Source organism: Curtobacterium sp. MMLR14_010 (assembly GCF_001865015.1).
GTDB lineage: Bacteria > Actinomycetota > Actinomycetes > Actinomycetales > Microbacteriaceae > Curtobacterium.
The window spans coordinates 2,488-19,627 of sequence record NZ_MJGV01000027.1 but is presented as its reverse complement, the minus strand read 5'-3'; the positions used below and the strand labels follow the sequence as shown (position 1 = coordinate 19,627).

General features: G+C 71.7%; 17 protein-coding genes and 1 tRNA gene. 10 read left to right on the top strand and 8 right to left on the bottom strand.

Annotated elements, in window-relative coordinates:
* Positions 1-293: 293 nt before the first annotated feature.
* Positions 294-554, top strand: a complete 261-nt coding sequence (locus BIU98_RS19320; protein ID WP_071273623.1) for a hypothetical protein — start codon at positions 294-296, stop codon at positions 552-554.
* A 182-nt stretch (positions 555-736) separates the two neighbouring features.
* Here BIU98_RS19320 and BIU98_RS06670 read toward each other — a convergent pair whose 3' ends face one another.
* The 4 genes from BIU98_RS06670 to BIU98_RS06655 form a co-directional block, all read right to left on the bottom strand.
* On the bottom strand, positions 737-3,064 hold the full coding sequence (locus tag BIU98_RS06670) for a 5'-nucleotidase C-terminal domain-containing protein (protein ID WP_071273620.1): 2,328 nt from the start codon (positions 3,062-3,064) through the stop codon (positions 737-739).
* An 86-nt stretch (positions 3,065-3,150) separates the two neighbouring features.
* Positions 3,151-4,965, bottom strand: coding sequence for a thiamine pyrophosphate-requiring protein (locus tag BIU98_RS06665; RefSeq protein ID WP_071273617.1), 1,815 nt, complete (start codon positions 4,963-4,965; stop codon positions 3,151-3,153).
* A gap of 183 nt (positions 4,966-5,148) precedes the next feature.
* A complete protein-coding gene (locus BIU98_RS06660) occupies positions 5,149-6,075 on the bottom strand; it encodes a sugar phosphate isomerase/epimerase (protein ID WP_071273614.1) in 927 nt (308 codons plus the stop codon).
* Positions 6,072-7,229 carry a Gfo/Idh/MocA family protein gene (locus BIU98_RS06655; protein ID WP_071273611.1) on the bottom strand — a complete coding sequence of 386 codons (1,158 nt, stop codon included), beginning with the start codon at positions 7,227-7,229 and terminating at the stop codon, positions 6,072-6,074. Before BIU98_RS06655 ends, BIU98_RS06660 begins: the two co-directional genes overlap by 4 nt.
* Before the next feature lie 79 nt (positions 7,230-7,308).
* On the opposite strand from BIU98_RS06655, the gene BIU98_RS06650 reads away from it, so the two are divergent.
* The 3 genes from BIU98_RS06650 to BIU98_RS06640 all read left to right on the top strand — a co-directional run bounded on the left by BIU98_RS06650 (position 7,309) and on the right by BIU98_RS06640 (position 9,765).
* Positions 7,309-8,730, top strand: a complete 1,422-nt coding sequence (locus tag BIU98_RS06650; protein WP_071273608.1) for a glucose-6-phosphate dehydrogenase — start codon at positions 7,309-7,311, stop codon at positions 8,728-8,730.
* Between the two features lie 70 nt (positions 8,731-8,800).
* A complete protein-coding gene (locus BIU98_RS06645; RefSeq protein WP_071273605.1) occupies positions 8,801-9,586 on the top strand; it encodes a dienelactone hydrolase family protein in 786 nt (261 codons plus the stop codon).
* A gap of 106 nt (positions 9,587-9,692) precedes the next feature.
* Positions 9,693-9,765: transfer RNA gene (locus BIU98_RS06640), tRNA-Arg, on the top strand.
* A gap of 100 nt (positions 9,766-9,865) precedes the next feature.
* Here the strand turns inward: BIU98_RS06640 and BIU98_RS06635 are convergent.
* Together BIU98_RS06635 and BIU98_RS06630 are read right to left on the bottom strand one after the other, a co-directional pair.
* Positions 9,866-10,051 carry a hypothetical protein gene (locus tag BIU98_RS06635; protein ID WP_071273602.1) on the bottom strand — a complete coding sequence of 62 codons (186 nt, stop codon included), beginning with the start codon at positions 10,049-10,051 and terminating at the stop codon, positions 9,866-9,868.
* A gap of 39 nt (positions 10,052-10,090) precedes the next feature.
* On the bottom strand, positions 10,091-10,807 hold the full coding sequence (locus BIU98_RS06630; RefSeq protein ID WP_071273599.1) for a TetR/AcrR family transcriptional regulator C-terminal domain-containing protein: 717 nt from the start codon (positions 10,805-10,807) through the stop codon (positions 10,091-10,093).
* A 263-nt stretch (positions 10,808-11,070) separates the two neighbouring features.
* Here BIU98_RS06630 and BIU98_RS06625 point away from each other — a divergent pair, with 263 nt between their 5' ends.
* From BIU98_RS06625 to BIU98_RS06615, 3 genes are all read left to right on the top strand, one after another.
* Positions 11,071-11,937, top strand: a complete 867-nt coding sequence (locus BIU98_RS06625; protein WP_071273596.1) for a PRC and DUF2382 domain-containing protein — start codon at positions 11,071-11,073, stop codon at positions 11,935-11,937.
* A 126-nt stretch (positions 11,938-12,063) separates the two neighbouring features.
* A complete protein-coding gene (locus BIU98_RS06620; RefSeq protein ID WP_071273593.1) occupies positions 12,064-12,834 on the top strand; it encodes a hypothetical protein in 771 nt (256 codons plus the stop codon).
* Positions 12,835-12,919: 85 nt separating this feature from the next.
* The gene (locus BIU98_RS06615; protein WP_071273590.1) at positions 12,920-13,351 is read left to right on the top strand and encodes a YsnF/AvaK domain-containing protein; all 432 of its coding nucleotides are present in this window, start codon (positions 12,920-12,922) and stop codon (positions 13,349-13,351) included.
* Positions 13,352-13,423: 72 nt separating this feature from the next.
* Here BIU98_RS06615 and BIU98_RS06610 read toward each other — a convergent pair whose 3' ends face one another.
* Together BIU98_RS06610 and BIU98_RS06605 are read right to left on the bottom strand one after the other, a co-directional pair.
* On the bottom strand, positions 13,424-14,032 hold the full coding sequence (locus tag BIU98_RS06610; protein WP_071273587.1) for a helix-turn-helix transcriptional regulator: 609 nt from the start codon (positions 14,030-14,032) through the stop codon (positions 13,424-13,426).
* Between the two features lie 96 nt (positions 14,033-14,128).
* On the bottom strand, positions 14,129-14,755 hold the full coding sequence (locus BIU98_RS06605) for an RNA polymerase sigma factor (protein ID WP_083393037.1): 627 nt from the start codon (positions 14,753-14,755) through the stop codon (positions 14,129-14,131).
* Between the two features lie 204 nt (positions 14,756-14,959).
* On the opposite strand from BIU98_RS06605, the gene BIU98_RS06600 reads away from it, so the two are divergent.
* From BIU98_RS06600 to BIU98_RS06590, 3 genes are read left to right on the top strand one after another with little or no spacing between them, the layout of a single operon-like run.
* Positions 14,960-15,649 (top strand): YceI family protein, encoded by a 690-nt coding sequence (locus BIU98_RS06600; protein ID WP_071273584.1) that lies wholly within the window; start codon positions 14,960-14,962, stop codon positions 15,647-15,649.
* A gap of 32 nt (positions 15,650-15,681) precedes the next feature.
* Positions 15,682-16,161 (top strand): sigma-70 family RNA polymerase sigma factor, encoded by a 480-nt coding sequence (locus tag BIU98_RS06595; RefSeq protein WP_368073039.1) that lies wholly within the window; start codon positions 15,682-15,684, stop codon positions 16,159-16,161.
* Positions 16,158-16,865, top strand: a complete 708-nt coding sequence (locus BIU98_RS06590) for a zf-HC2 domain-containing protein (protein ID WP_071273578.1) — start codon at positions 16,158-16,160, stop codon at positions 16,863-16,865. The genes BIU98_RS06595 and BIU98_RS06590 overlap by 4 nt, the downstream gene beginning before the upstream one ends.
* Positions 16,866-17,140 lie beyond the last annotated feature (275 nt).

Below are 17,140 nucleotides of genomic sequence, written 5' to 3'. Positions count from 1 at the left end.
ATCGCGAACCGGATCTGTCACGATCGCGTTCGAAGTCCGTCGCTCGGCTGCTGATTCCAGGGAAGTGGAAGGGTGTCCTCCGTCGTTTCCCTGGAGACGGAGGACACCCGCGCCGCGGAGTCTTGTCGGGCGGAACCACCGTCCGACGTGAGAGGCGACCCGGCGCGGCGCGTCGCTGTGCGACACCGCTGAGATTACCCGCCGAAGCCCCGAAAGCACAGAGCGTGTCCGGCACGCGTGCGGGTCCCTGCACTGGAGGCGACTTCCTCGCGTGGGGCGTCCGGTTTCGGGTCGTGCTCGTGCTCGTCGTCGTGGTGCTGGTGCTGGTGCTGGTGTTCGTGCTCGTGCTGGTGCTGGTACTCGTACTGGTGCAGGTGTTCGTGCTCGTACTGGTGCAGGTGAGACGCCCCCGTCTCATCCCGAGACGCCGGCGTCGCACCGAGACGCCGCCCGAGTGTCGAGACGCCGCAGTTTTCGGCGGCGTCTCGAGCGGCGGGAGGTGTCTCGCGCAGACGGGGGTGCCTCGCGGGCGCCGGAGGGGTTTCGGGAGCTGAGACGCCGGTGTCTCGCGCAGACGGGGGTGTCTCGCGGGCGCCGAGGGGGTTTCGGGAGCTGAGACGCCGGTGTCTCGCGCAGACGGGGGTGTCTCGCGGGATGGCGAACGACGGCGCGCGCGAGACGGGGGTGTCTCGCTGAGCGTCGGAGCAGGCCGGGTCAGCGAGACACCCCCGTCAGGTCAGCGCTGCAGGCGTCGGCGGCGGGCAACCGCCATCGCGGTGATGCCGGCGAGGAGCAGCAGCCCAGCGGCAGCCGCGGGCGCCATGAGCTCGGCGCCGGTGTACGCCAGCGAACCGTCGGCCGTGGTCGGGGCACCCTCGGCGTCCGTGCCGGTCGAACCACCGATGCCGGCACCACCACCGACGCCGTTGCCGTCATCCGTCACGGGGTCGGCGACCGGGTCGCCCGGGTCGGTCCCCGGTGCGCCCGGATCCGTCGGGTCCGTGCCAGGGTCGCCCGGGTCACCCGGCGTCCCCGGGTCACCCGGCGTGCCCGGGTCGGTCGGGTCCACGGCCACGGCGAGCGGGATCGTGACGGGCAGGACGATCCGCGTCGCGCCGACGGTCACCACAAGGGGCTCGTCGGTCGTGTCGGCAGCGGCAGCCGCACGGGTCGTCGGCGCCGAGGCCTCCGGCACGTCGAACGCCAGCGTCGCTCGACCCTGCTCGTCGGTGGTGTCGACGACCGTCGGGTCGACGTCCGCCGTGGCGAGCACCTGGTCGCCCGCACTGACCTGCACCGAGGTGGGCTGGTCGGCCGCGTTGCTGAACAGCAGCGAGGAGAGCGCCACCGAGACGCGGTCACCGGGCTGGAAGCCGCCGGCCGGGGTCGGGGTGATCGTGGCACCGACCGCACGCTGGTCGTCGGCCACGGTCACGTCGGGGTTGGCCTCGAAGTACTCGACCTGTGCCTCGAGGTCGACCTTGCCGCTGTCCTGCTTGGCGGCGGCTCCCGCGAAGGCGGTGAAGTTGTCGCCACCCGATGCCAGGAACGAGTTCACCGTGACCTTGTACGTCGTCGCCGGGTCGATCGCGGCACCGTCGAGCGTCATCGACGTGATGCGGGAGCCCTTCGCGGCGGCGGGGTCGTAGCTGTACGCGAAGCCCTCGGACACGCCGAGCTTCAGGAACGGACGACCGGTGGCCGACGGGGGCTGCCACTGCTGCTCGAGCGCCTGCTTCACCTGCGCGCCGGTCAGGTCGAGCACGACGAGGGTGTTCGCGAACGGCTGGACGAGCGCGGCCTCCTTGTAGGTGACGGTGCCACCGAGCAGGTCCGCACGGAGCCCACCCGGGTTCATGAACGCGATCTGGGATCCCTGGCGTCCCGCGGTGGCGGTGCGCTGCACCTCGGCGACGAAGTTGCCGAGCGTGGACTCGCCTCCACGGTTCTCGCTACCGTCGGTCTGCACCGCGCGGCGCATGTCGACGTCGGTGGTGCCGAGCTCCACGGCGCCCAGGACGTCGGCCTCGGCCACCGCGGCGGCGACCGTCGCGGCCACGCCGGCGTCGGGCGCGAAGGTGCCGTCGACCAGGCGGATGTTCTCGCCGGTCGCGGTCACGCTGCCGTCGGCGGCGACGGTGAGCTCGAGGTGCCCGAGGTTGAAGCCGTACGACCCGGTCTGGATCACCGGGCGGGGGACGGTGCCACCGTCCGGGACCACGTCGTGGACGTAGGTCTGGTGCGTGTGCCCGGAGAGGATGGCGGACACGTCGGGGGTCACGCCGTGCACGGCCCGGGCGAAGGCGCTGTCGCCGTCGAGGTCGCTCGCGGCGGCGGTCTCGGCGCCGTCGTGGACGATGAGGACCAGGACGTCGGCCTCGCCGTTCGCCGCGTCGCCGTCGAGCAGGTCGGTCGCGACGGCGTTGACCGAGTCGGTGATGTCGGCCATCTCGAGCGACGCGATGCCGTCGGGGCTGACGAGTCCGGTGAGGTCGACGGTCGCGCCGATGAAGCCGACGCGCTTGCCGCTGATCTCCTGGACCGAGTACGGGTCGAACGCGGGCTCGCCGGTCGCCCGGTCGAGGATGTTCGCGGAGATGTAGTCCCACTGCGCGTTGCGGGCGTCGTCGGGCCCGATCACGCGGTCCTGCAGGTCGGCGCGGCCCTTGTCGAGCTCGTGGTTGCCGATCGCGCTCACGGAAAGGTCCATCGCGTTGAGGACGTCGATCGTGGGCTGGTCCTGCTGGATGAAGGACTCGAACGTGGAGGCGCCGATGTTGTCGCCGGCGCTCACGAACGCGGAGGTCGAGGGGTCGTCGCCCCGGAGCTGGTCGAGGGCGCCGGCGAGCACCGCGGCACCGGCGGCGTCGCCGGAGCGGGGCGGCGCGCTCAGGGACTGGGCGATGCGGCCGTGGAAGTCGTTCACGTCGTAGACGTCGATCGTCGTGTCGCCCTCGGCAGCGGAGGCCACCGACGGGACGGACAGGGCGACGAGGACACCGGCGGTGGCGAGTGCGAGACCGGTGCGGCCGACGCGCGTGCGGAGGGAGGAGTGTGCGTTCATCGCCGTCGAACCTAGGAGGACTCACAGGCGACGCGCCAGACCACCCTCGCGACCGTCACACGGTGTTCACACGGCGGACGACCGCGTCAGTCCCGCCCGAGCGCGCCCTTGACCCGCTCGGTGACCTCCGCCGCCATCGCCTTCGCCGAGTCCTTCACCACGCCGAGCTCGACCGGGTCGCCCTTCAGCAGGCTCTTGGCCGTGTTGATCGCGTACTCCTTCGTGATGTGCGGCGGCAGCGGCGGCACGTTGCGGCTCACGTAAGCGTCGATGAGCGTCACGCCCTGGTGCGCGAAGGCCCGCTCGACGGCGGCGTCCACCTCGGAGTCCTCGTGCACCGCGATCCCCTGGAACCCGAGCAGCGTCGCGTACCCGGCGTAGTCCATCGTCTCGACGTCCTGCGAGCCCGGCCACATCGGGTTGCCGTCCTCGGTGCGCATCTCCCACGAGACCTGCCCGAGGTCGTCGTTGTGCATGACCACGACGACCAGTTGCTGGTTCGGCCAGGCCGCCATGTACTTCTTCACGGTGATGAGCTCGTTCATGCCGAGCATCTGGAACGCGCCGTCGCCGATCGTGCAGACGGCGGGACGGTCGGGGAACGCGAACTTCGCGGCGACGGCGTACGGCATCGCCGCGAGCATCGTCGCCAGGCGTCCGGACATGTCACCGCGCATGCCCTTCCGCAGCCGGATGTGGTGGCCGTACCAGTCCGCCGTGGTGCCGGCGTCCGCAGTCACGGTGACGCCATCGGGCAGCCGGTCGTTCACGGCCTGGATCACCCGCCTCGGGTTGACGCCGTCGGAGTACTCGACCTCGGCCTGGGCCCGCATCTCGGACTCCCACTCGCGCATCTCCGACGCGACGGTGTCCTGGAACGAGGTGTCATCGGTCTGCTCGAGCAGCGGCAGCACCGCGTCCAGGGTCGACCCGACGTCGCCCCACAGGTTCAGCTCGGTCGGGTACCGCAGCCCGAGCTGCTCCGGCTTGATGTCGACCTGGATGCCCCGCGCCTGCCCGCTCTTCGGCATGTACTCGCCGTAGGGGTAGTTCGTCCCGAGCAGCACGAGCGTGTCGCAGTCCCGGATCTGGTGCAGCGACGGCAGCGACCCGAGCAGGCCGAGCTGCTGCGAGTGGTACGGCACGTCGGACGGGATCACGTCCTTCCCGCGCAGCGCTGTGATGATGCCGGCGCCGGCCTTCTCGGCGGCGGCGAGCACCTGCTCCGTGGCACCGCGTGCACCGGCGCCGACCAGGAACGTCACCTTCGAGCCGGCGTTGATGATGTCCGCCATCTTCTGGATCTCGTCGGCGGGCGGCGTGATCCGTGTCGAGGCCGGCACGTCGCTCGACCGGGACGCCCAGTGCTCCAGCGGCGGGGCGTCGTAGGACATCGCCTGCACGTCGTGCGGCAGGATCACCACGGCCGGCTGCTTCCGGAGCGAGGCGGTGCGGAACGCGGTGTCGAGGACGACCCCGACGGACTCCGGGGTGGCGACGGTCTGCACGTAGCAGGCGACGTCGGCGAACACCCGCTCGAGGTTCGACTCCTGCTGCGTGAACGACCCGATCGACGCGAGCCCCTGCTGTCCGACGATCGCGACGACGGGCTGGTTGTCCATCTGCGCGTCGTACAGCCCGTTCAGCAGGTGGAACGCACCCGGGCTCGACGTCGCGACGCACACCCCGACCTCGCCGGTGAACTTGGCGTGGGCGGTCGCCATCAGGGCCGCGATCTCCTCGTGCGTCGGCCGGACGTACTCCAGCCCCTCGCCCTTCCCGGCGGCCTTCCCGAGTGCGCCGTCGAAGGCGCCGATCCCGTCGCCCGGGTACCCGAAGACGCGCGAGACGCCCCACGTCTTGATGCGGTCGATGACGAAGTCGCTCACGGTCTGGCTCATGCACCCAGCGTGCGCGGGAGCGCGCGGACCGGCTCCCAGGGACCGCGTCCCTCCGGCAGATCCGGCCTGGGCCCACGCCGCCGGTTCCGGGGCGACGCGCCAGCGGCGGACCGGCCGTGCCGGTGGGGAGAGGCTCGGCGGAGGTGACCGACGTCGGTCACCTGCACCGAGCCTCCTGTCCGACTACCGCTCTTCCGCGATCAGCGGACGGAGGGTGCGGTGCGCGATGCGCAGCCCCTCGAGGACCTTCTCGTCGGTGCCGCCCCAGAGCGGGTCCTCGTGCTCGACCGAGAGGGTGCCGGTGAAGCCGGCCTCGTAGAGCCGGTCCACCACGTGCGGCCAGTCGACGACACCGCGACCCGGCACGCGGAACCGCCACCAGCCCATGTCCCAGGGGTCGTCGCCCTTGTCCACCTTGCCGAAGAAGCCGTACGCGTTGCGTCGCTCGGGGAAGAGCTCGAGGTCCTTCGCCTGCGCGTGCACGATGTGCTCGGCGAACGGCAGGATCGTCTCGACGGGGTCGATGCCGATCCAGGTCAGGTGGGACGGGTCCCAGTTCAGACCGAAGCCGAGCCCCGTCACCCAGCCCCAGAGCTCGGGGGAGTACGCGATGTTGCCGGGGTAGCCGTCGGGGTGCCAGCCCTCCATCACGCAGTTCTCGATGATGAGCTGCACGCCGCGCTCGCCGGCGTAGTCCACGAGCTCCGGCAGGACCCGGTCGCCCTCGGCCATGTTCTCGCGCACCGACTTCGTCATGTCGCGGCCGATGAAGGTGCCGACGTACGGGACACCGAGCGTCTGGGCGGCGTCGATCGCGTGCTCGAGGTGGGTGCGGATCTCCGCGCGACGGGCGGGGTCCTGGTGCAGGTTGTTCTCGTAGTAGGCGAGGGCGCTGATCTCGAGCCCGGTGCGGTCGAGCAGCTCCCGGGTCGCGGCCGCGTCCTCGTCGGTGAGGGTCGCGACGGGCAGGTGTGCCGCCTCGAAGTCACGGCCACCCGTGCCGGGCCAGACGGCGACCTCGAGCCGCTCGTAGCCCTGGCCCTGGGCGAAGTCCGCGATACGGTCGAGCGACCAGCCGGGCAGGCACGCGGTGAGCATCCCGAGCTTCATGCGATCTCCTTCCAGGTGTCGTCGCCGGCGCTGGCGACCACGGCGTCGATGATCTGCGCGGACCGCGCCCCGTCGGCGAACGTCGGCAGCCCGTCCGGGGCGACGCCCGTCCGGACCGCCGTGTACGTGTCGGCGACGAACGCGGCGAAGGCGTCGAGGTAGCCCTGCGGGTGACCCGACGGCACGACCGCCAGGCGCCGCTGGTCGACGGACCCCTGCGACGGGTCGCGGACCAGGATCTGCGCCCCGCGCTCGTTGCCGAACCAGGCGGACTCGGGGCTCTCCTGGTCGAACGCGGCCGAACCGCGGGTGCCGTCGACCTCGAACCACAGGCGGTTCTTCCGACCGGCTGACACCTGCGAGATGACGACGTTGCCGATGCGGCCGGTTCCGGTGCGGAAGGTGGCGACGGCGGTGTCCTCGGTCGTGACCTCGGCGCGGGTGCTCGCGTCCGCGATCGGGTCCGGGTCGGGGGAGCCGGAGAAGGACGGCCCCGACGCGGCCGGTCGGGTCGGGAAGACGATGTCGGTGACGGCGCTGACGGACGCGAAGCGCTCGCCGGTGACGAACTCGACGAGGTCGCACCAGTGCGAGCCGATGTCGGCGAACGCCCGCGACATCCCGCCGGCGCCGGCGTCGACCCGCCACGAGGACGAGTCCTCGTCGAGCATCCAGTCCTGCAGGTAGTGGCCGTGCACCGCGAGGACGCGGCCGAGGTCGCCGTCCGCGATCTTCGCCCGGACCTCGCGCACCATCGGGTGGAAGCGGTAGACGAAGGGCACCGTCGCGACGACTCCGGCCGCGCGCGCAGCCTGTTCGAGTTCACGGGCCTGCTCGCTCGACACCGCGAGGGGCTTCTCGCACACGACGTTGATGCCGGCGCGGATGACCGCGAGCGCCTGGGGGTGGTGCTGGTCGTTCGGCGTGCAGACGTGCACGACGTCGGGCCGGTCCGTGATCACGTCGTCGAGGGAGGCGTAGCCGGTGGGGACGTCGAGCTGCGCGGCGACCTGCACGGACCGCTCCGGGGTCCGCCCGAGGACCCCGAGCACCTCGGCCCCGGCGGCCCTGGCGGCGCGGACGTGCACCGCGGCGATCATCCCCGTGCCCACGACGACCACGCGCAGTCGTCGGCCGGTCTCGTCATTCGTCATGGTGCTCCCTCGCGCCGTCGGCCCCACAGTATTGGAACCAGCCGACCACGCACCGGAACCGGTGGGTACGGTCTGGGGCATGGCGAGCCTCCAGACCACACTGCTCATCCTCGGCGCGAGCGGGGACCTGTCCAAGCGACTGCTGCTGCCGGGCCTCGCGACCCTGCTGGAGGTCAAGCAGGACTGGGAGATCCAGCTCGTCGGGGCCGGTGTCGAGGACATCGCGGACGCCGACTGGAAGCGACTGGTCCACGACGCGTTCGAAGACGCACAGGCGTCGAAGAACGAGGGGGACGAGGGCGCCTCCGGCGACGCGACCCTGTCGAAGCGGCTGCAGGACGTCGTCGACGCCTCGAGCTACCGCAAGGCCGACGTCACGAGTGCCGACGACCTCACGGCCCTGCTGGCGGAATGCCACCACGACCCGGCGGTCTACTTCGCGCTGCCGCCCGCCGTGACCGAGAAGAGCTGCGCCGTCCTCAAGGACCTCGACCTGCCGGCCGGCACCCGCCTGGCGCTCGAGAAGCCGTTCGGCACCGACGCCGAGAGCGCCGAGCACCTGAACGACGTGCTGCACTCGTTCCTGCCCGAGTCGCGGATCCACCGCGTCGACCACTTCCTCGGCCGGGCCACCGTGCTGAACCTGCTCGGCCTGCGCTTCGCGAACCGCATCATCGAGCCGCTGCTGTCGTCCGTCCACGTCGAGCGCGTCGACATCGTCTACGACGAGACCCTCGGGCTCGAGGGCCGCGCCCGCTACTACGACAAGGCCGGTGCCCTCGTCGACATGATCCAGAGCCACCTGCTCCAGGTCATGGCCGTCGTGGCGATGGAGGCCCCCGCGTCGATCGACGCAGACGACCTCCGCACGCAGAAGGAGCTCGTGCTCCGCGCCGTGCGGCCGTGGGGCGGGGACCCGCTCACGGCCGGGCGTCGGGCGCGGTACACCGCCGGAACGGTGGGGGAGCGGACGCTGCCGTCCTACGTCGACGAGGACGGCGTCGACCCGTCCATCGGCACCGAGACCCTCGCGCAGATCCGGCTCGAGATCGCGAACTGGCGCTGGGCCGGCGTCCCCTTCACCCTGCGGTCCGGCAAGGCGCTCGGAGCCCAGCGCCGCGAGATCGTCATCACGTTCAAGGACTCCCCGCACGTGCCCGACGGGCTCACCGGCGTGCAGCGCCCCGACCGGCTCCGCATCTGGATCGCCCCGGACAAGATGGACCTCGAGCTCAACGTCAACGGCCCGGGCGACCCGTACACGATCGACCACACCGTGCTCGAGACGACGTTCAACCCCGGACGGCTCAGTGCGTACGGCGAGGTGCTCGCCGGCGTGCTCGAGGGCGACGCGACGCTCTCCGTGCGCGGGGACAGTGCCGTGCAGGGCTGGAAGGTCGTCGAGCCCTTCGTCACGGCGTGGAAGGCCGGCACGACGCCGCTGGACGACTACGCCGCCGGGTCCGAGGGGCCCGAGGGCTGGGACAACATCGACTGCTGAGCGAGGTCGGGCGTAGGTGGCGCCTGGCCGCTCGGCTGGCGCCGTGGCGTCGGCGCGTAGCGTCCGTGGCATGACCACCACCGACGACGTCCTCGCCACCGTTCCCGAACCCGCCGGAGCCGACATCCGTGTCGAGCCCGTCCGCTACGACCACGAGGGGACGGCCCTGGCGGGTGTCCTCGCGAAGGACCACGCTGCGTCGGGCCCCCGCCCGGCGGTGCTCGTCATCCACGACTGGCACGGGGTGAACGAGCACGTCGAAGCCCGCGTCACGATGCTCGCGCGACTGGGCTACGTCGCGTTCGGCGCCGACGTCTACGGCGAGGGCGTCCGCCCCGGCGACGACACCGCGGCCGAGGTCGCCGGCTCGTTCTACCAGGACCTGCCGCTCATGCGGGCGCGGGTGCAGGCGGGCCTCGACCGGCTCCGCGAGGACCCCGACGTCGACCACTCGCGGATCGTCGTGATGGGCTACTGCTTCGGCGGGTCCGCGGCGCTCGAGCTCGCCCGCACCGGCGCCGACCTGGCCGGTGCTGTGTCGTTCCACGGCGGCCTCATCGCCCACGACCCCTCCGACGCGGCCCAGATCCGCACGAAGCTGCTCGTCCTGACCGGCGCGGCCGACCCCGTCGTGCCCGACGAGACCCTGCAGGCGTGGCAGGACGAGATGCGCGGCGCCCCCGAGGTCGACTGGCAGGTCGTCACCTACGCAGGGGCGATGCACGCCTTCGCCGTCCCCGGCACCGACGCTCCCGACCACGGCGCGCAGTACCAGGAGCGCGCCGACCGCCGCTCGTGGCAGGCGCTCCAGGTGTTCCTGGCCGAGGTGTTCGGCGAGGAGCTCGCCTCCGTCTGACCGGTCCTCGAGCCGGGCGACACGCCGACCTCGGCGTCGAGCCCGGCTCGATTGGCGTGGGGGCCGCACCTGTTGTAGAGTCTTCCACGGCCGCTTCGGCAGCCACGCGCTCGTAGCTCAATGGATAGAGCATCTGACTACGGATCAGAAGGTTGGGGGTTCGAGTCCCTTCGAGCGCACAGGGTTGGAACCGGCAACGGACCAACAGGAAACACCGAACAGACGAAGGGCCCCGGCATCGCCGGGGCCCTTCGTCGTTCCGCTGGTGGTCGGACCGGCTCAGGCCTGGTCGTTCTCCGGGGCCGCGGGCTCGCCGCCCGAGTCGACGTCGCTGTCCTGGTCCGGGTCCTCGGTCGCGTTGCCGGTGCTCGACCCGTCGCCGAGGTCGGCGGTGCGCTGCCGCTCCTCGTCGCTGACGTCGGTCGAGCCGTCGGGTGCTGACTGTCCTGTGGTGTCGTCGCTCATGATCCGGACGCTACGCGCACCGGGACGGGTGGGTCGCAGCTACTGGGAGACGTCGCGGTCCAGGCGGTCGAGCAGGGCCTCGAGGGACACCTCGAACTCCTCGTCGCTGCGGTCCTCGCTGAGCAGGGTGCGGAGCCGCCGGACCTCGGGTGCGACGTCGAGGGACATGCTGCCGTCGCCCTGGGGGACCTCGGCACCACCCTCGTCGAGTGGTTCCTCGGCCGGGCCGGCCTCGGCGCCCCGGACCACGGACTGCAGCAGGAGCTGTCCGAGCAGGAAGCTGCTGAAGGCCCGGTAGGCGTCGACCGCCCGGGTGTCCGAGAAGCCCGCCGTCGTCATGGCGCTGAGGAAGGTGTTGACGACCTCGACGCTGCGGAGGGGCGGACGGAGCCACGGTGCGGCGGGGTGCCGGGTCGCCACGAGCGGGAAGGCCTTGGGGTGGTCGGTGGCGATCCGACGGACCTCGTGCGCGACGGTCTGCAGGAACGCCTGCCAGTGGTCGCCCTCGGCCTCGTTCAGCCGGGCGGTGAGCTCGCTCATCAGCGACGCGACGACGCCCTCGAGCAGGTCCTCCTTCCCGTGCACGTACCGGTAGAGCGACATGGCCTCGACGCCGAGCTGCTGCGCGAGGGACCGCATCGACAGTCCCGACGGGCCTGACTCGTCGATCTGGCTCAGCGCCGCCGCGATGATCAGGTCGCGGCTGAGTCGGGGACCAGTGGCGCCCGCCCGGTTCGCCTTCGTGCGTTCCGCCACGGGGTACCTCACAGATCTGCCGTCGTCCGGCTGCGGTGTGCTCCCGGAAGTCCACCGGACGCAGTCCTTCACGATAGCTCGACTTACGTTGTAAGCTCCGACACGGCTTACACCGTAAGCCAACCGAGGCGGCACCTGTGCCGGCACACGGGACCCGTCCGTGTTCTCTGCCCCACAGCGCCATCGAGCTCCATCCGAGCAGCCGCCTCGTCTCTCCTCATCATCGAACCCGGTGCACCACGCCGGGGAAAAGGAGCACCACCATGATCGACAGCAGCACCGTCAACCAGCTCGTCGGCGCCGACGTGTACGGCAGCGACGACGCCAAGATCGGCACCGTCGGACAGGTCTACGTCGACAACGACACCCAGGCCCCGACCTGGGTCACCGTCCGGACCGGGCTGTTCGGCTCCTCTGAGTCGTTCGCCCCGCTCGACGACGCGACCTTCGACGGCAGCGTCGTCCGCGTCACGCACGACAAGGCCTTCGTCAAGGACGCTCCCCGCGTCGACGCCGACGGCGAGCTCGACCCGTCCGAGGAGCAGGCGCTGTACTCGTACTACGGCAACGGCGACGCCACCACCCACGGTGCCCCGGCCGAGTCCCCGCTCTTCGACCAGGACGCCGACCGCGGCGTCGACGCCCAGCGCACGAACGAGCGCAGCTCGAACGACCACGGCACCCAGGGCCACGACACGTCCGGCCCGACCACGGACGACGCGATGACCCGCTCGGAGGAGCGTCTCCACGTCGGCACCGAGCGTGTCGAGGCCGGCCGCGCACGCCTGCGGAAGCACATCGTCACCGAGAACGTCACGACGAACGTGCCGGTCAGCCACGAGGAGGTCACGCTCTCCCGCGAGCCGATCACCGACGCCAACGCCGCCGACGCGCTGGCCGGCCCGGACCTCAGCGAGGAGGAGCACGAGGTGGTCCTCACCGAGGAGCGCGTCGTCACCGCCAAGGAGACGGTCCCCGTCGAGCGCGTCAGCCTCGGCACCGAGACCGTCACCGAGCAGCAGACGGTGAACGAGGAGGTCGCGCACGAGGAGATCGAGCTCGTCGAGCCCGGCACCGACGGCCACACGACGACCGACACCTCGGCCGTCGACCGTGACGCCCGCTCCTAGGCACTGACCGCGGGCGACCGGCCGGCACCCTCCGGCCGGTCGCCCGCCTCCCTGCACGCACCACCCGTTCGCTGCACCCGCACGCGACGCCCCGCGCCATGCGCCCTGCGCCCGAGAGGCCACACCATGAACTTCCCCGCTGCCCTGCAGAACGGACTCGCCGCGGTCATCGCGTTCGTCCCGCTCGCACTCCTGTTCCTGCTCATCCTCGTCGTCGGCCTGATCGTCGCGAAGCTCATCGAGAAGGGCCTGTCGCGCCTGCTGACGAAGGTCGGCTTCGACCGTGCCGTCGAGCGCGGCGGCATCAAGAAGGCGCTCGCGAACTCGAAGCTCGACGCCTCCGACATCGTGTCGAAGATCATCTACTACACGCTGGTGCTGTTCGTGCTCCAGTTCGCGTTCGGTGTCTTCGGACAGAACCCGGTCAGCGACCTGCTCGCGGCCATCATCGGCTTCCTGCCGAAGATCATCGTCGCGATCATCATCATCGTGATCGCCGCCGCGATCGCCGCCGGTGTGAAGGGCCTGATCCAGAACACCCTGGGCGGCCTGTCGTACGGCAAGGTCCTCGCGAACGTCGCAGCGGTGTTCATCCTGTTCCTCGGGGCCACCGCCGCGCTGAACCAGGTCGGCATCGCCACGACGGTCACCACCCCGATCCTCATCGCGGTCCTCGCGATCATCGCCGGCGTCATCATCGTCGGTGCCGGTGGCGGCCTCATCAAGCCGATGCAGCAGCGCTGGGAGTCGATCCTGACGAAGGCCGAGGCCGAGGCGCCGAAGATCCAGCAGCACGCGCAGAACGCGCCGTCCGTCACCGAGCAGGCCAAGCAGGCCGCTGCCACGGCGAAGCAGGCCGGTCAGTCGTCGACCAGCAGCGCCCACCGCGCTCGCTGATCACCAACACCGTGCGTCGGCCCCGCTCCCACGAGCGGGGCCGTCGCGCGTCCTCGCACCACCTCGCCGCGCATCGGAGCAGCCCATGACCGACCGTCACGTCCCACAGCCCACTCCCGGTGACGACGCCCCGGAGGTCGCCGTGGTCCGCTACGAGGAACACCTCCTGGTCGGCACCGAGGTGCACGCGACCGAGCGGGTCCGGCTTGAGCGGTACATCGTCACCGAGCAGCGGACGATCACCGTCGACGTCCGTCGCGAGGAGGTCCGATTCACCCGCGAGCCGGTCGACGGCGGCCCCGCCCTGTCGCCCGACAGCGGAGTGCCGACCCGCGAGCCGATCGTGGTGGTCCTGCACCAGGAGGAGGTCGTGGTCTCGAAGCGGATCGTGCCGGTCGAGCGGGTGACGCTGACGGTGCACACGGTCACCGAGGACCGTGCCGTCGACGCGGTGCTCCGACACGAGGAGGTCACCACCGACCAGGACACGACACAGGGACCCGGGACGCGCCGCTGAGCAACGGACGGCGGACGCCAGACAGCAGACGCCCCCGCGCCGCGGCAGGCCGACAGGCCGTCAGGCCGGCCGTCAGGCCGTCAGCGCCTCCGTGTCGGACGGGACCTCCGAGCCTCCGTCCTGGGCGAGGTCGAGGCGACCACGGGTCTGGGTGGGCGTCTCGCCGTACCGCTCGCGGTAGGCCGCCGCGAACCGACCCTGGTTCGAGAACCCCCACTTCAGCGCGATCTGTCCGACGGGGGTGTGGCTGTCGACCAGCAGCTGCGCGTGCGCGCCGGTGAGTCGTGCATCGCGCACGTACTCCATCGGCGTCAGGTCGAGCGCGCGACGGAACGCGAGCTGGAGCGCCCGCGGCGAGGACCCGGCGGCCGCGGCGATGTCCACGGCCGTGACGCGCTCGAGCAGGTTGGCCTGGATGAACGTGACGGCGCGGCGGACCGCACGTGGGGCGTCGTGCTCGTCGAGCTCGCCACGGAGGCTGGCGGGGACGACCTTCGCGGCGGACTCCAGGTACCGCGAGGCGATCCGCCGGACGTCCTCGGACGTGCCGGCCGGGTGGGTCTCGAGGATGAACCGGACGTGTGCCGTGACGTGCGCCCAGTACTGGGTCAGGATGACGTCGGCTTCGGTCGGACGGGGTCCTGGATCGCTGTGGGTCGGGATGCTGTCACCTCTACGCACCGGGGGGAGAGGCGCCGCGCAGATGCGTGAAGACGGGACCAGCAACGACGTTGCCTGCGGAGCGTACCGCACGCGGCCGCTCGCCATCCGTACCCGTCACCGCCAGAGTGCGAGGTCGGTCTCGAGCGCCAGGCGAGCCCGTGCGAGCAGGCCCCGGACGGTCGACTTCGGCACGCCGAGCTCCCGGCCGATCTCGTCGTAGCTGCTGCCGCGCAGGTGTCGGAGCTCCCAGCACCGTCGCTGCACCGCGGGCATCCGGTCGAGGACGCGTCGGGCCTCGGCGACGAGCGATGCCCGTTCGACGACGGCGTCCGGAGCGTGCTCGACGGCGGCCGGGAGCGTGTCCTCCAGGTCGGCCGGTCGCTGGCGACCAGCGCCGCGCAGGCGGTCGTAGCTGCGTCGACGGGCCGTCGTGACGAGCCATCCGACGATCGCAGCACCGTCGAGCACGTTGTCCAGCCGGGTCCACGCGGCGATGAAGGTCTCCTGCACGACGTCGTCGGCGTCGCTGGAGCTCCGGAGGATGCCGTGCACGACGCCGTGGAGCAGCGCCGAGTGCCGACGCATCAGCTCCCCGAACGCCCGGTCGTCCCCGGACGCCGCGCGGACGACGAGCACGTCGTCGGACACCAGCAGGACCGGACGAGCGCGCGGCGGTCGGAGGGGTGCCTCGATGACGAGCGCGGGACGGACCCGGGTGGGGCGTGGGGCGGTGGTGAGCATGCGGGTTCCGGTCTTCCAGTGACGGTGTGTGCATGCTTCGGAACCACCCGCGGCCGCGGTGGTCCACCCCGATACCCCAGTCCGCGGGACCGAGGGGCCGCCCCCACGGCACGCAACGGCACGCAACGGCACGGCTACGGCACGCGACGGCCCGGCCGTCGATCCGGCGTTGAACGATCCGCCGCCCTGTCTCGTCGTCGAGGTATGGGACTCCGTACACGCACCAAGGTCATCATCGGCATCACCACCGGCGTCGTCGTGGTCGGCGCCGCCGCCCTGATCGGCGGCCCGCTCATCTACGCGAACGTCGTCAACGGCCAGGCCGCCGCCGCGCCGAGCCTCGCGCCGAGCTCGTCCGCCACCCTCGACGCCTCCGACGCGGACGGCACCTGGACGAGCCGCGACACGTCCTACGCCGGCTACCGGGTGCACGAGGTCCTGCAGGGCCAGGATGTGAACGTGGTCGGACGGACGAAGCAGGTCGAGGCGGATGCCACGGTCGACGGCGGGCAGCTCCGGAAGGCCACCGTGACCGTCCAGGTCGCCAAGATCAGCACGCCCGAGTCCGCCCGTGACGCCTACTTCCGCTCGAAGGCCCTCGAGACCGACCAGTTCCCCACCGCCACCTTCACCGTGACGAAGCCGGTCGACGTGTCGCAGGCGCTCGCCGGCACCACGCAGGACGTCTCCCTGACCGGGACGATGGACCTGCACGGGGTCGAGAAGCCCGTGACCGCCGACGCCCAGGTGGCCGTCGGCGAGGACGGCACCGTGCAGGTCGCGGGCTCCGTGCCGATCACCTTCGCCGACTACGGCGTGACCGCACCCTCGCTCGGCTTCGTGACCGTGGACGGGAAGGGCTCCGTGGAGTTCTCCCTCGACCTGGCGCGGTGACCGTGGCGAGCCGGTCCGCGGACGAACTGCTCGTGACGCTCCACCGTGAGCACGGCGACGCGCTCACCCGGTACGTCCGGCACCTGACGCGGGACGGCTCGACCGTCGACGACGTCGTCCAGGAGACGATGGTGCGCGCCTGGCAGCGCCCGGCGGTGCTCGAACGGTCGCCGGACAGTGTCCGGGCGTGGCTGTTCACCGTCGCGCGGAACCTCGTCGTCGACGACGCCCGCTCCGCCAGGAACCGGCGCGAGCACGGCAGCGAGGAACCGGTGGACCGCGTCGAGGCCGACAGGACCGACGCCGTCCTCGACCGCATCGTGGTCGCGGACGCGCTCACGTCCCTGTCGCCCGAGCACCAGCGGGTCGTGGTCGACGCCTACTGGCTCGGCCACACCGTCCCGGAGATCGCCCGGCGACACGACATCCCCGAGGGCACCGCGAAGTCGCGCCTGCACTACGGGCTCCGGGCCCTCCGGCTCGCACTGCAGGAACGAGGCGTGACCCGATGAACGACGACCCGTACGCCGAGTGGGACGCCGCGTACGTCCTCGGCGCGCTGCCGCAGGACGAGCGGCTCGAGTACGAGCGGCACCTCGTCACGTGCGACCGCTGCACGGCCGCCGTCGCCGAGCTCGCCGGTCTTCCCGGCCTGCTCGGGAAGCTCCCGGCCGACCAGGCGGTCGAGATCGCTGACGCGGACTGGAGGCTCGTCCCGGCCGCCGAGAGCACCCTCGCCTCCGTCGCGCACCGCGTCCGCCACCGTCGGCGCCGTCGTCGGGTCTGGGTCGCCGCCACCGCGGGCCTCGCCGTCGTGGTCGCCGTGCTCGGTGGTCTCGCGGTCGGGACCGCGGCCGACCGCGGCACCGTGCAGGCCGGCCGGACGACGTCCGCGACTCCCGGGCCGGACCAGTACGCGATGTCGGGGCGGCAGGGCTTCACGGTGGACCTCGCCGTGCAGGACGCCTCGTGGGGCACCCGCTTCGACTGGGGCTGCTCCTACGGCGGCAAGGACTGGGCCGCCGACGGGTCGGTGATGTACGACCTCGTCGTGGTCCGGACGGACGGCAGGACACAGACCGTCGGCACGTGGACGGCAGCGGGGGAGGACGCCCGCGGACTCGCGGCGACCACCGACATCCCGCGTGCCGACATCACCGGCGTCCAGGTCCGCCTGCACGACGGTGGGCTCACGCTCGCCAGCGTCGACCTCTGACCCTCTGACCCTCTGACGGACTGGAGGCTCGGGACCAGCTGGCACCGAGCCTCCAGTCCGTCTGTCGCACGGCCCGGCGCCGCGCTGGCGGACGTGTCGCGATCGCCGGGCCGGTGTCGCGCCTCCGTCGATGCGCGCGCATCGGGCGACATGCTGCGGGCTGGTGCGCGGCGCATCTGCCCGGCGCGTGTCGCTTCCGCCGGTACGCGCGGGACGCCCTCGGCGCACACCGACGGACGGGAGGCTCCCTGCCAGCTGGCAGGGAGCCTCCCGTC

Bases quoted from the DNA above. Each gene is read 5' to 3' on its own strand.
- BIU98_RS06600 (WP_071273584.1), top strand. From the start codon at position 14,960: ATGGGACTCCGTACACGCACCAAGGTCATCATCGGCATCACCACCGGC.
- BIU98_RS06635 (WP_071273602.1), bottom strand. From the start codon at position 10,051: ATGAGCGACGACACCACAGGACAGTCAGCACCCGACGGCTCGACCGAC.
- BIU98_RS06615 (WP_071273590.1), top strand. From the start codon at position 12,920: ATGACCGACCGTCACGTCCCACAGCCCACTCCCGGTGACGACGCCCCG.
- BIU98_RS06665 (WP_071273617.1), bottom strand. From the start codon at position 4,965: ATGAGCCAGACCGTGAGCGACTTCGTCATCGACCGCATCAAGACGTGG.
- BIU98_RS06625 (WP_071273596.1), top strand. From the start codon at position 11,071: ATGATCGACAGCAGCACCGTCAACCAGCTCGTCGGCGCCGACGTGTAC.
- BIU98_RS06655 (WP_071273611.1), bottom strand. From the start codon at position 7,229: ATGACGAATGACGAGACCGGCCGACGACTGCGCGTGGTCGTCGTGGGC.
- BIU98_RS06645 (WP_071273605.1), top strand. From the start codon at position 8,801: ATGACCACCACCGACGACGTCCTCGCCACCGTTCCCGAACCCGCCGGA.
- BIU98_RS06620 (WP_071273593.1), top strand. From the start codon at position 12,064: ATGAACTTCCCCGCTGCCCTGCAGAACGGACTCGCCGCGGTCATCGCG.
- BIU98_RS06605 (WP_083393037.1), bottom strand. From the start codon at position 14,755: ATGCTCACCACCGCCCCACGCCCCACCCGGGTCCGTCCCGCGCTCGTC.
- BIU98_RS06660 (WP_071273614.1), bottom strand. From the start codon at position 6,075: ATGAAGCTCGGGATGCTCACCGCGTGCCTGCCCGGCTGGTCGCTCGAC.
- BIU98_RS06650 (WP_071273608.1), top strand. From the start codon at position 7,309: ATGGCGAGCCTCCAGACCACACTGCTCATCCTCGGCGCGAGCGGGGAC.
- BIU98_RS06590 (WP_071273578.1), top strand. From the start codon at position 16,158: ATGAACGACGACCCGTACGCCGAGTGGGACGCCGCGTACGTCCTCGGC.
- BIU98_RS06670 (WP_071273620.1), bottom strand. From the start codon at position 3,064: ATGAACGCACACTCCTCCCTCCGCACGCGCGTCGGCCGCACCGGTCTC.